The organism is Aquamicrobium terrae (assembly GCF_040545735.1).
In the GTDB taxonomy this organism is placed as follows: domain Bacteria; phylum Pseudomonadota; class Alphaproteobacteria; order Rhizobiales; family Rhizobiaceae; genus Mesorhizobium; species Mesorhizobium terrae_A.
Genome location: NZ_JBEPML010000027.1, coordinates 42,371 through 54,566, shown reverse-complemented (window position 1 = coordinate 54,566; position 12,196 = coordinate 42,371). Strand labels below are relative to the sequence as shown.

At 66.9% G+C, this 12,196-nt stretch carries 11 protein-coding genes; all 11 read right to left on the bottom strand.

What is annotated here, in order from left to right; genetic code table 11:
- Positions 1-10: 10 nt before the first annotated feature.
- On the bottom strand, positions 11-814 hold the full coding sequence (locus tag ABID37_RS24425) for an ABC transporter permease (RefSeq protein ID WP_354199577.1): 804 nt from the start codon (positions 812-814) through the stop codon (positions 11-13).
- Positions 814-1,995 carry an ABC transporter permease gene (locus tag ABID37_RS24420; RefSeq protein WP_354199576.1) on the bottom strand — a complete coding sequence of 394 codons (1,182 nt, stop codon included), beginning with the start codon at positions 1,993-1,995 and terminating at the stop codon, positions 814-816. Before ABID37_RS24420 ends, ABID37_RS24425 begins: the two co-directional genes overlap by 1 nt.
- A complete protein-coding gene (locus ABID37_RS24415) occupies positions 1,992-3,059 on the bottom strand; it encodes an ABC transporter ATP-binding protein (protein ID WP_354199575.1) in 1,068 nt (355 codons plus the stop codon). The genes ABID37_RS24420 and ABID37_RS24415 overlap by 4 nt, the downstream gene beginning before the upstream one ends.
- 90 nt (positions 3,060-3,149) lie before the next feature.
- Positions 3,150-4,148, bottom strand: coding sequence for an ABC transporter substrate-binding protein (locus ABID37_RS24410; RefSeq protein ID WP_354199601.1), 999 nt, complete (start codon positions 4,146-4,148; stop codon positions 3,150-3,152).
- A gap of 166 nt (positions 4,149-4,314) precedes the next feature.
- Positions 4,315-5,499, bottom strand: coding sequence for an acyl-CoA dehydrogenase (locus ABID37_RS24405; protein WP_354199600.1), 1,185 nt, complete (start codon positions 5,497-5,499; stop codon positions 4,315-4,317).
- A 211-nt stretch (positions 5,500-5,710) separates the two neighbouring features.
- Entirely contained in the window at positions 5,711-6,295 is a 585-nt protein-coding gene (locus ABID37_RS24400; protein WP_354199574.1) for a cupin domain-containing protein, read from the bottom strand.
- A 140-nt stretch (positions 6,296-6,435) separates the two neighbouring features.
- Positions 6,436-6,885 carry a RidA family protein gene (locus ABID37_RS24395; protein WP_354199573.1) on the bottom strand — a complete coding sequence of 150 codons (450 nt, stop codon included), beginning with the start codon at positions 6,883-6,885 and terminating at the stop codon, positions 6,436-6,438.
- Entirely contained in the window at positions 6,882-8,102 is a 1,221-nt protein-coding gene (locus tag ABID37_RS24390) for an acyl-CoA dehydrogenase family protein (protein WP_354199572.1), read from the bottom strand. Before ABID37_RS24390 ends, ABID37_RS24395 begins: the two co-directional genes overlap by 4 nt.
- A 3-nt stretch (positions 8,103-8,105) precedes the next feature.
- Complete coding sequence (locus tag ABID37_RS24385; RefSeq protein WP_354199571.1) at positions 8,106-8,948, bottom strand: enoyl-CoA hydratase family protein; 843 nt, start codon at positions 8,946-8,948, stop codon at positions 8,106-8,108.
- Positions 8,949-8,952: 4 nt separating this feature from the next.
- A complete protein-coding gene (locus tag ABID37_RS24380; RefSeq protein ID WP_354199570.1) occupies positions 8,953-9,729 on the bottom strand; it encodes an SDR family NAD(P)-dependent oxidoreductase in 777 nt (258 codons plus the stop codon).
- The gene (locus tag ABID37_RS24375; RefSeq protein ID WP_354199569.1) at positions 9,726-12,050 is read right to left on the bottom strand and encodes a bifunctional salicylyl-CoA 5-hydroxylase/oxidoreductase; all 2,325 of its coding nucleotides are present in this window, start codon (positions 12,048-12,050) and stop codon (positions 9,726-9,728) included. Before ABID37_RS24375 ends, ABID37_RS24380 begins: the two co-directional genes overlap by 4 nt.
- Positions 12,051-12,196: the final 146 nt, after the last annotated feature.

Below are 12,196 nucleotides of genomic sequence, written 5' to 3'. Positions count from 1 at the left end.
AGGCGCGTTTTTAAACCTCCACCACCTGCTGCTTCAACCGCTCGGTGCGCCGCCGCACCAGCAGCGCCACCGCCGCGATCAGCAGCGTGCCGATGATGAACAGGAACGCGGCCGCGGCGATCGCCGGGCTGATGTTCTCGCGGATCGAGGAGAACATCTGCCGCGCCAGCGTGCGCTGGTTTGGGCCGGCGACAAACAGCGTCAGCACCACCTCGTCGAGCGAGGTGGCGAAGGCGAACACCGCGCCCGACAGGATGCCGGGCAGTGCCAGCGGCAGGGTCACGCGGCGGAACACGGTGAACGGCGCGGCACCCAGGCTGGCCGCCGCCCGCTCCACGCGCCGGTCGATGCCGGCGAGCGAGGCCGTGACCGAGACGACGACGAAGGGCACAGCCACCACCGAGTGGGCGGCGATGACGCCGGCATAGGAATTGGCGAGGCCCAGATGCACGAAGAACACCTGCATGCCCACGCCCAGCACCACTGCCGGCACCACCATGGGCAGAAGGAAGGCGGTGCGGAACAGGCCGGGCAGGATCAGCCCGGCATTGCGCAGCCCGAGCGCCGCCAGCGTGCCGAGCGTGCCGGCCAGCAGCGTCGTGCCGGTGCCGATGATGAGGCTGTTGATGATCGACATGCGCCAGACATTGGCGTTGGCCAGCTCGTTGAACCAGCGCATCGAATAGCCGGGGATGGGATAGGTGAGGAACACGCTGGAGGTGAAGGCGAGCGGCAGGATGGCGACCAGCGGCGCCACCAGGAACACCACCGCGAGCACGCCGAACAGCAGCTTGACGAGGTTCGCCGCGCGCATCAGCGGCCCCCCGCGCGGTCGGCGGAGAGCCGCCCGTAGACGGCATAGAGCGCCAGCGTGGCGACCAGCAGGATGGCGCCCAGCGCGCCCGCCATGCCCCAGTTGGCCGAGCCGATGGCGTAGAAGGCGATGACCGACGAGATCATCTGGTCCTGCGCCCCGCCGATCAGCGCCGGGGTGATGTAGTAGCCGATAGCGGTCATGAACACGAGCAGCGAACCCGACACCACGCCGCGCAACGACAGCGGCAACAGCACCCGCAGGAACGCCCGCCACGGCGGCGCGCCGAGCGAGGCGGCCGCCGGCATCAAATTGCGCGGGATCGACAGGAGCACCGAATAGATCGGCAGCACCATGAAGGGCAGAAGCACATGGGTCATGGCGATGACCACGCCGAGCCGGTTGAAGATCAGCGGCAGCGGCCGGCTGATGAGGCCGAGCGACATCAGCGTGTCGTTGATCAGGCCCTGCTCCTGAAGCAGGATGAACCACGCCGCGGTGCGCACCAAAAGCGAGGTCCACAGCGGCAGCAGCACCGCGCCGAGCAGGAGCTGGCGCTTCCAGCCCTCCACGGACACGGCGAGCATCGCATAGGGCAGGCCGATCAGCGCGCAGGCGATCGTCACCACCGCCCCGATACCGAGCGTGCGCAGCAGGATCGCCGTGTTGGCCGAGGCTTCCGCCGGCAGCGCCTCGATCCTGCCGCTGGCGTCGCGCTCATAGTCCAGTGCCGCCAGCAGGTAACGGTCGGTATAGGGATTGGTGGAATCGGCCACCGCGCGCCAGAACCGCGCATCGGCCCACCGCTTGTCGACCTCGACCAGGTCGATCGGCCCTTGCGGCTGCTCCTCGACGGCGCGCATGGTGCGGCCCATCAGCGTGCGGAACCCGTTCTGCGCGCTGTTGAGGCGGCGCACCGCATCGCCCAGCAATTGCTGGTCGTCGATGGCGCGCAGGTCGTCGATGAAGGCCTGCTGCAGTTCCTGGGGCGGGTCGGACTGCCGGTCCCAGTCGCCGGCGACGGCGGCGGTGAGCGGGAAGGCGCGCGAGCCGACCGGATCGGACACCGCCTCCTTGAGCATGGAGACCAGCGGCCAGGCGAAGAAGATGGCGAGAAACAGCACCAGCGGCGCGACCAGCGCCAATGCCCCGAGGCGTCCCTTGGCCGAGGTATCGCTCATGTCGGCAGCATCCAGCAGTCCGACGGTGCGAAGGACACCACCACCTTGTCGCCTGGGTTGAATTCCGCCGTCCTGCGATCGGCCTTGGCCACGAAACCGAAGGCGCCGTTGTCGAGCTGGATGCGCAGATGGTCGCCATGATAGACGGCATCGGTGACGGTGGCCGGATAGCTGTTCTCCGAAGCCGCATCCGGCCCGAGACGGATACGCTCCGGGCGCACCGAAACGAGAATCCTGCCTGCATCCATCGCCATATCCGAAGGCTGGACGCGGATCGTTCCGCCGCCCTCCAGCTTCACCGTCGCGCCCGTGTCGCCGGCCTCGGCCAGCGTGCCTTCGACCAGATTGGTCTCGCCGATGAACTGGGCGACGAAGCGCGAGCGCGGCTGGTCGTAGATTTCGCGGGGCGTGCCGATCTGCTCGATCTTGCCGCGGTTGAACACCGCGATGCGGTCCGACATGGTCAGAGCCTCGGACTGGTCGTGGGTCACGAACACGATGGTGAGCCCCAGCCGCTTGTGCAGCGCGCGGATGTCAAGCTGCATCTGCTCGCGCAACTGCTTGTCGAGCGCGCCGAGCGGCTCGTCCATCAGCACCACCGAGGGCTCGAACACCAGCGCCCGCGCCAGCGCCACACGCTGCTGCTGGCCGCCGGAAAGCTGAGAAGGACGGCGGTCCTTCATGGTGCCGAGCTGCACCATGTCGAGCGCGCGCGCCACCTTGCTGTCGATCTCCGAGCGCGGCGTGCCGCGCATTTCCAGCGGGAAGGCGACGTTCGCAGCCACGCTCATATGGGGAAAGAGCGCATAGTTCTGGAACACGACGCCCATGTTGCGCTTGTGCGGCGGCAACTGGTCGATGCGCCGGCTGCCGAGCGAGATCGTGCCGCCGCTCGGCGCCTCGAAACCGGCCAGCATCATCAGGATGGTCGTCTTGCCCGAGCCGGAAGGGCCGAGCAGGCTGAGGAACTCGCCCTGATCGATGGTCAGGTCGAGATCGTCGACGACGCGCAGCGTGCCGTAGGACTTGCTGACCTTCTCAAATCTGATGTTCGACTGGCTCAAGGACGACCGCCGCTCCCCGGGGAGCAGCCCTCTGCGATAAGGGACGGGACACGGGACCTTGCCGGCCCCGTGCCGTTGTGAAAGCCGGCCTTATTGGGCCAGCCAGGCGTTGAAGCGCTGGGTCAGGGCTTCGGCGTTGTCGATCCAGAAATCGACGTCGATCGCCAGCGCATCCTTCATGTTTTCAGGCTCGGTCGGCAGGTCGGCCTTGTATTCGGCCGGAACCATTTCCGCCGCCGCCTTCACCGGCAGGCCGTAGGCCACATACTGGGGCAGCTTGGCCTGGTTCTCCGGCTGGCTGGCGAAGGCGATGAAGTCCATGCCGGCCTCCTTGTTCTCGGCGTCCTTGAGGATCGCCCAGCTGTCGACGGCATAGATCGAGCCCGGCCAAACCACCTTGAACTTGCGGTTCTCGGTGCGGTTGATGCCGGTGATGCGGCCGTTATAGGCCGAGGCCATGGCCACTTCGCCGGAGGCCAGGAACTGCAGCGGCTGCGCGCCCGATTCCCACCACACGATGTTCGGCTTCAGCTCGTCCAGCTTCTTGAAGGCGCGGTCGACGCCCTCGTCGGTCGCCAGCACGTCATAGACCTCGGCCGGCGGCACGCCGTCCGCCATCAGCGCGAATTCGAGGGTGTATTTCGGCCCCTTGCGCAGCGAGCGCTTGCCGGGGAATTTCTGCACGTCCCAGAAATCCGCCCAGGACTGCGGGCCGTCGGCCAGCTTCTCTGTGTCATAGGCGATCGCCGTCGACCACACGATGGCCCCGGCGCCGCATTCGTTCACCGCCGAGGGGATGAACTTGTCCTCGCCGCCGAGCTTGGCCCAGTCGATCTTCTCGTAGATGCCGTCGGCGCAGCCCAGCGCCAGTTCCTCGACCTCGACCTGCACCACGTCCCAGTTCGGGTTGCCGGCCTTCGCCTTGGCCTGCAGCACGCCGTAGCCGCCGTCCCAGGTTTCGTCGAGCACCGGCTTGCCGGTCTTCTCGGCATAGGGCTTGAAATAGATTTCGCGCTGCCCGTCCTGATAGTTGCCGCCCCACGACACGATCGTGAGGTCGCGCGCCTGCGCGGGCGCGGCCGCGCCCATCGCCGCGGCCAGCAGGCCGCCGATTGCCAGAATGCCAATTCGCTTACGCATGTTTCCTCCCTATGCGGTCACGTTTCCCTGATTGCCGATCGAAAAACCGTCTCCCGAAACTGTCAAGCAATTCGCATCGAATGCAAAGGGCCGGGCAGCTGCCCGGCCGTCTTTCCTAGAAGAATGCCTGCAGGCCGGTCTGCGCCCGCCCGAGGATGAGGGCGTGCACGTCATGCGCGCCTTCATAGGTGTTCACCGTCTCCAGGTTCTGCGCATGGCGCATCACATGGTAGCCGATCTGGATGCCGTTGCCGCCATGCATGTCGCGAGCGAGGCGGGCGATGTCGAGCGCCTTGCCGCAATTGTTGCGCTTGACGATGGAGATCATCTCGGGGGCCATCTTGCCCTCGTCCATCAGCCGCCCGACGCGCAGGCTGCCCTGCAGGCCCAGCGCGATCTCGGTCTGCATGTCGGCGAGCTTCTTCTGGTAGAGCTGCATGCCGGCCAGCGGCTTGCCGAACTGCCTCCGGTCGAGGCCATATTGCCGCGCCCGGTGCCAGCAGTCCTCGGCCGCGCCCATCACGCCCCAGGAAATGCCGTAGCGCGCCCGGTTGAGGCAGCCGAACGGGCCCTTCAGGCCGGACACGTTGGGCAGCAGCGCCTCCTCACCGACCTCGACGCCGTCCATGACGATCTCGCCGGTGATCGAGGCGCGCAGCGAAAGCTTGCCGCCGATCTTCGGCGCCGAAAGTCCCTTCATGCCCTTTTCCAGCACGAAGCCGCGGATCGCGTCCTTGCCGTCCTCACCCTTCAGCTTGCCCCAGACCACGAACACGTCGGCGATCGGGGAGTTGGAGATCCACATCTTGGAGCCGGAAAGGCGATAGCCGCCGTCGATCTTCTCGGCCCGCGTCTTCATGCCGCCCGGATCGGAGCCGGCATCCGGCTCGGTCAGGCCGAAACAGCCGATCCATTCGCCCGAGGCCAGCTTCGGCAGGTACTTCGTGCGCTGCTCCTCCGAGCCATAGGCGTCGATCGGATACATGACCAGCGACGACTGCACGCTCATCATCGAGCGGTAGCCGGAGTCGATGCGCTCGACCTCGCGCGCGATCAGGCCGTAGGTGACGTAGTTGGCGCCGAGCCCGCCATATTCCTCCGGCACGGTGACGCCCAGCAGGCCGGCCTCGCCCATCTCGCGGAAGATCGCCGGGTCGGTCTTCTCGTCCATGTAGGCGTCCTCGATGCGCGGGGCGAGCTTGTCGGCCGCGAAGGCCGCCGCCGCGTCGCGCACCATGCGCTCGTCCTCGCTGAGCTGATCCTCGAGAAGGAACGGATCGTCCCACACGAAGGATGCCATTTTCGAAGATGTCTTGCCGTGTTCAGCGGTCAATGCGGTCGCCTCCTCAGCCTGCCTTGCGGGTCTTGGTTTCGGAAATCACTGACTGAGGAAGCCCGCGCCCCTGCGTCAAGATAACTGCCGCGACATCCGTCATCTTACCCCTGTGACGGCTCTTAGCATCGTTCAAAATTCTGCGCAACATCGCGCTCATTATATTGAGCGGCATTGGTCAAAGGTAGGGGGGCGTGCAGGCCGAGATGACGATGGTGACGGCATCGGATGCGTTGCGGAAGCGGTGCGGCAGGCGGCTGTCGAACAGGTAGGATTCGCCGGCCTTGAGCACGCGCACCTCCTCGCCCACGGTCAGTTCCAGCTCGCCTTCCACCACATAGCCGCCCTCCGTCGAGAAATGCTGGAGCATGGCCTCGCCGGTGTCGGCGCCCGGCTCGTAGATTTCGTGCAGGATCTGCAGGTTGTAGGCCCTGGCGTCGCCGATCTGCCGCAGCGTAAGCCTGCCATTGCCCTGGTCTATGGCACGCGCCGTCACCCGCGAGGTGAGGTCCTTGAGGTCGTCGGCGCCGAAGAACGGGCCGTATGGCTTGCGCTGGTCGTCCTCGAAGAAATCCGACATCGACACATCCAGCCCGCCGAGGATCTTGCGCAGCGTGGCGATGGACGGACTCGACTTGTTCTTCTCGATGATCGAGATCTGCGCATGCGGCACGCCGGCGCGCCCCGCCAGCTCGCGCTGCGACAGGCCGGCGGCGGTGCGCAGCGCCTTGAGGCGCGCGCCGATGTCGAAATCGTCTGTCATCCCTCTCCCGAGCCCGGTCGCTTCTTCCATTTTGGTCAAAATATAGAACACCAGAGGGAAGGGAAAGAGGTGATGACGTCATTTCGACATGCCGCGCGCGGGGGCAGGCCGCGCGGGCCGGGCGCATCATCCGTTCCGGCTCAGTCCGGCACCACGGCGGTGGCCTGTATTTCCACCAGCGCCTCGTCCTCGATCAGGCCCGAGACCTCGACCACGGCCATGGCCGGGAAGTTGCGGCCCATGGTGGCCTTCCACGCCGTGCCGATCTCCTTCAGCGAGGCCGAATAGGCCTTCCGGTCGGTCACGTACCAGGTCATGGTGGTGATGTGCTCAGGCCCCGCACCGCTCTCGCGCAGGATGGCAAGCACGTTCTCCAGGGTCTGGCGGATCTGGCCGGGAAGGTCGTGCGCCTCGAACCTGTACTGCCCGTTCCAGCCGATCTGGCCGCCGACGAAGATGGTGCGGCCGCGCGCCTCGATGCCGTTGGAATAGCCGATCGGCTTGGCCCAGCCTTCGGGCTGCAAGATGCGATGGGGCGTGAGGGGCGAGGTTGCGGGCGGCGCCTGTTCCTGGGGCTTGGTCACGCTCATGACGACTCCTGTCTCGACATTTTCACCAGCTCGCGGCCGATGATCAGCTTCTGCACCTCGGTGGCGCCTTCATAGATCCTGAGCGCCCTGATCTCGCGATAAAGGCGCTCGGCGATGTTGCCGACCTGAACGCCGCGGCCGCCGAACATCTGCACGGCCTGATCGATCACCCATTGCGCGTTCTCGGTCGCCGTCAGCTTGGCCATGGCGGCTTCCTTCGTGGCCGGCAGCTTCTGCACGTCGCGCCGCCAGGCGGTGCGCGCCACCAGAAGCGCCGCCGCATCGATGGAAGTCGCCATCTCGCCCAGCGTCGACTGCGCCGTCGGCAGGTCGGCCAGCGTCGCCCCGAACATGCTGCGCGCGCCGGCATGGGCGAGCGCCTCGGCCAGTGCCCGGCGGGCGAAGCCGAGCGCGGCCGCCGCCACCGAGGGGCGGAAAATGTCGAGCGTGCGCATGGCGATCTTGAAGCCCTCGCCGGGTGCGCCGAGAAGCTGGCTCGCCGGAATGCGGCAGCTCTCGAAGCGGATGCGGGCGAGCGGATGCGGGGCGATGGTCTCGATGCGCTCGGCGATCACGAAGCCCGGCGTGTCGGCGAACACGACGAAAGCTGAAATGCCGCGTGTGCCGGGCGCCTCGCCGGTGCGGGCAAAGACGGTGTAGACGTCGGCGATGCCGCCGTTGGAGATGAAGATCTTCTCGTCGTCGAGCACATAGGCGTCGCCGTCGCGGCGGGCAGCACAACTCATCGCCGCGACGTCCGATCCGGCATCCGGCTCGGTCAGCGCGAAGGCGGAGATCAGCTCGCCCTTCGCCACTTTTGGCAGGATCTGCTGTTTCAGCTCCTCGCCGCCCGAAAGGCTGATCGCGCCAGTGCCCAGCCCCTGCATGGCGAAGGCGAAATCGGCCAGCCCGTCCTCATGGCCGAGCGTCTCGCGCAAGATGCACAGCGAGCGGCTGTCGATGTCGGGCGACATGCCGCCATAGGCCTGCGGCACGCAATGGCGCAGGAAGCCGGCAGCGCCGAGCCGCTTGACCAGCGCCTGGCAGGCGGCGTCGGCATCGTGATGGTCGATCGCGCCAAGGCCGCCTTCGGCGATGAAGGCGTCGATCTCGGCCGCCAGAGCCCGATGCCCGTCATCATAGAACGGCCAGTCGAGATGGTCGCGCGGCGGCGCTTTGGCCGGGCTTGGTGCCGGGCTTGGGGGATGCGCGGCCATGGTTCAGTTCCCCTTGAAATCCGGCTTGGCCTTGGCGGCGAAGGCCTCGAAGGCGCGACGGAAATCACCGGTAGCCATGCAGATCGCCTGCGCCTGCGCTTCCGATTCCAGCATTTCCTCGATGCCCATCGACCACTCCTGGTCGAGCATCTTCTTGGTCATGGAATGGGCGAACCACGGGCCGTCGGCCAGCCGGCGGGCGAAGGCCTGCGCCTGCTTCAACAGGCCGTCGCGCGCGGCGATCTCGTTGTAGAATCCCCAGTCGTGGCCTTCCTGCGCCGTCATCACCCGCCCGGTGAACAGAAGCTCCGCCGCCCTGCCCTGCCCGATGATGCGCGGGAGAATGCCGCAGGCGCCCATGTCCGCGCCGGCCAGCCCGACGCGGGTGAACAGGAAGGCGGTCTTCGCTTCCGGCGTGGCGAGACGATAGTCCGACGCCATGGCGAGGATCGCGCCGGCGCCGGCGCAGATGCCGTCCACGGCGGCGATCACCGGCTGCGGGCAGGCGCGGATCTGGCGCACCAGATCACCGGTCATGCGGGTGAAGGCCAGGAGGTCCGGCATCTTCATGCCGGTCAGCGGCTCGATGATGTCGAACACGTCGCCGCCCGAGGAGAAATTGTTGTCCGCCCCGGCCAGCACCACGCAGCGCACGTCGCTGGCGCGCGCCAGCGCCCGGAACAGGTCGCCCAGTTCCTCATAGCTTTCGAAGGTGAGCGGGTTCTTCTTCTCCGGCCGGTTCAGCGTGATGGTGGCCACCCGGCCATCCTCGTCCGTCTCGAAGCGGAAATGCTTCGGCCGATAGTCCCTGAACGGCTTGAGCTTGGCCTGCATGGCATTGGTCATCGGTTCAGCCTCCCATCACTTCGCCGCCGGCGACCGCGATGGCCTGCCCGGTGATTGCGCTTGCGCCTTCGCCGGCCAGCCACAGCACGGCGTCGGCCACTTCCTGCGGCGCGACCAGCCGGCCCTGCGGATTGGCCCGCGCCAGCGTCGCGCGCGCCTCGTCGCCGCTGCGGCCGGTCTTGCCCCTGATCGTCTCCACGGCCGCGTCGAGCAGCGGCGTGTCGGTGAAACCGGGGCACACGGCGTTGACGGTGATGCCGGTGCGCGCCAGTTCCAGCGCCAGCGCCCGCGTCAACCCCACGACTCCGTGCTTGGCCGCGCAATAGGCGGAGACGTAAGGATAGCCGGTCATGCCGGCGGTGCTGGCGATGTTGACGATGCGCGCGTTGCGGACCTTGCGCAGCGAGGGCAGCAGCGCCCGCGTGACCAGATAGGTGCCGGTGAGGTTGACCGCGACGACATGGTTCCACAGCGCCGGATCGGTCTTCTCGAACGGCGCGGACGGCGCTTCGCCGGCGCAGTTGACCAGCACCGCCACCTCGCCCAGCGCCTCGGCCGCCTTCGCCGTGCCGGCGGCGACGGCCTTCTCGTCGGTCACGTCGAAGCCGTCCACGACGAGCGCGCGACCGCCGCCGGCCTCGATCTCACCCGCTGCCTCGCGCAGCGGCCCGGCCCGCCGCCCGGCCAGCGACACGGCAAAACCCCTGCCGGCCAGCGCCAGCGCGATGGCGCGGCCGATGCCGGTCCCGGCCCCGGTGACGAAGGCGTGTCGGGCGCTCATTTCTTGCCCGCCGCTTCGGCGGCCGCGCGGGCCAGATTGTTTTCATATTGCGTACGCGCCGACAGATATTGCTTCGGCCACTCGACGCCGGAAAAACCGATCCTGGCCGCCTCGTGCAACACGAAGGACGGGTCGGCCAGATGCGGGCGGGCGATGGCGCACAAATCGGCGCGGCCGGCGGCGATGACGGAATTGGCGTGGTCGGCTTCTGAGATCGCGCCGACGGCGATGGTCGCCACATCGACCTCGTTGCGGATCTTGTCCGACATCGGGGTCTGCCACAGCCGCCCATAGACCGGGCTGTCATCGGTCACCACCTGGCCGCTGGAGCAGTCGACCAGGTCGGCGCCCGCTTCCTTGAACATTTCGGCGAAAATCGCCGCATCCTCCGGCGTGTTGCCGCCCTCGTGCCAGTCGGTGGTCGACAGGCGCACCGACATCGGCCTGTCCTGCGGCCACACGGCCCGGACGGCGCGGAACACCTCCAGCGGGAAGCGGGCGCGGTTCTCATGGCTGCCGCCATAGTCGTCGTCGCGCGTGTTGGTCAGCGGCGACAGGAAGGAGGACAGCAGGTAGCCGTGCGCGGCGTGCAGTTCGAGAATGTCGAAGCCGATGGCGGCGGCCCGCTGCGTCGCCGCCACGAAATCGGCCACGACGCGATCCATGTCCGCCCGGGTCATGGCGCCCGGCACCTGCGAATGCGACAGGTAGGGGATGGCGGACGCCGAAAACAGCGGCCAGCCGCCTTCTTCCAGCGGCTCGTCCATGCCTTCCCAGGCGACCTTGGTGGCGCCCTTGCGGCCGGCATGACCGAGCTGGATGCCGATCTTCGCCGGCGTCTGGCCATGCACGAAATCGACGATGCGCTTCAGCGCCTGCGCCTGCGCGTCGTTCCACAGGCCGAGGCAGCCGGGCGTGATGCGCGCATCCGGCGACACGCAGGTCATCTCGGGGAAAACGAGGGCTGCCCCACCCATGGCGCGCGCACCCAGATGAACGAGGTGGAAATCGTCGGCGATGCCGTCCTTGGCGGAATACATGGCCATGGGCGACACGACGATGCGGTTATGAAGCGTCAGCCCGCGCACCTTGTAAGGTGTGAACATGGGCGGCGGCACGCTGCCGTTGGGTCCCGGCAGGGCACCGGCACGCGTGGCGAACCAGCGCTCGTAGCCTTCGAGCCAGTCCTTGTCGCGCAGGCGCAGATTCTCGTGGCTGATGCGCTGCGAGCGGGTCAGCATGGAGTACATGAACTGCTCCGGCTCAAGCCGGTCGGCATAGCGATGCCCCACGACCTCGAACCATTCCATGGCGTTGCGCGCCGCATTCTGGATGCGCGCGACATCGACCCGGCGCACCTCCTCATAGGCTTCCAGCACGGCCGGGATCTTCGCCGCGTCATGGCCGAACCTGTCGAACTGGCGGGTCAGTTCGATGGCGTCGTCGATCGCCAGCTTGGTGCCCGATCCGATGGCGAAATGCGCGGTATGAGCGCTGTCGCCCATCAGCACGACATGGCTGTCGCCGTTGAAATGGCTCCATTTCTCACAGATCAGCCGGCCGAAGTTCAGCCAGGCCGAGCCGCGCAGATGGCGGGCATTGCTGATCAGCCGGCCGCCGTCCAGCGTCTCGGCGAACAGCTCCTCGCAAAAGGCGATCGACTGGTCCTGGTCCATCTCGCCAATGCCGTGGGCGTTGAACACGTCCTCGGTGGTCTCGACGATGAAGGTCGAGGTGTTGTCGTCGAACTTGTAGATATGGGCCTGGAACCAGCCATGCTCGGTACGGCGGAAGTCGAAGGTGAAGGCGTCGAAGCGCTTGTCGGTGCCGAGCCAGATATAGCGGTTCGGCCGCATCTGCATGTCCGGCTTGAACACATCGGCATATTTGGCGCGGATGCGCGAATTGACGCCGTCCGAGGCGATGATCAGGTCGGCGCCGGCGAACTCCTCGTCGCCCTGCACGTCGCGCTCGAACACCAGCTCGACACCGAGCTCGAGGCAGCGCTCCTGCAGGATGTTGAGCATCTTCTTGCGGCCGATGCCGACGAAGCCGTGCCCGGTGGTGCGGATCTTGCGGCCCTTGAACACCAGCTCGATGTCGTCCCAGTGGTTGAAGGCGTCCTCGATGGTGGCAGCGGTCTGCGGGTCCCACTGACGCATCGATTCCATGGTGGCGTCGGAGAACACCACGCCCCAGCCGAAGGTGTCGAAGGGCCGGTTGCGCTCGACCACGGTGACGTGGTGCTGCGGATGCTGCTTCTTCATCAGCAGGGCGAAATAGAGACCGGCCGGCCCGCCTCCGATGCAGACAATGCGCATGCTTCACCTCCCGTCATCGGCCCGGCGCAGCGCCCGCGGCACCGGTCACCCTGACAGGAAAGAGCATTCCGAAAAAAACTTCAAGCTTAAAGTTTTCTGGCGGGACGCAAAAATTCCCGCTTCGGCGCACGGCATGCGCGGCCTGG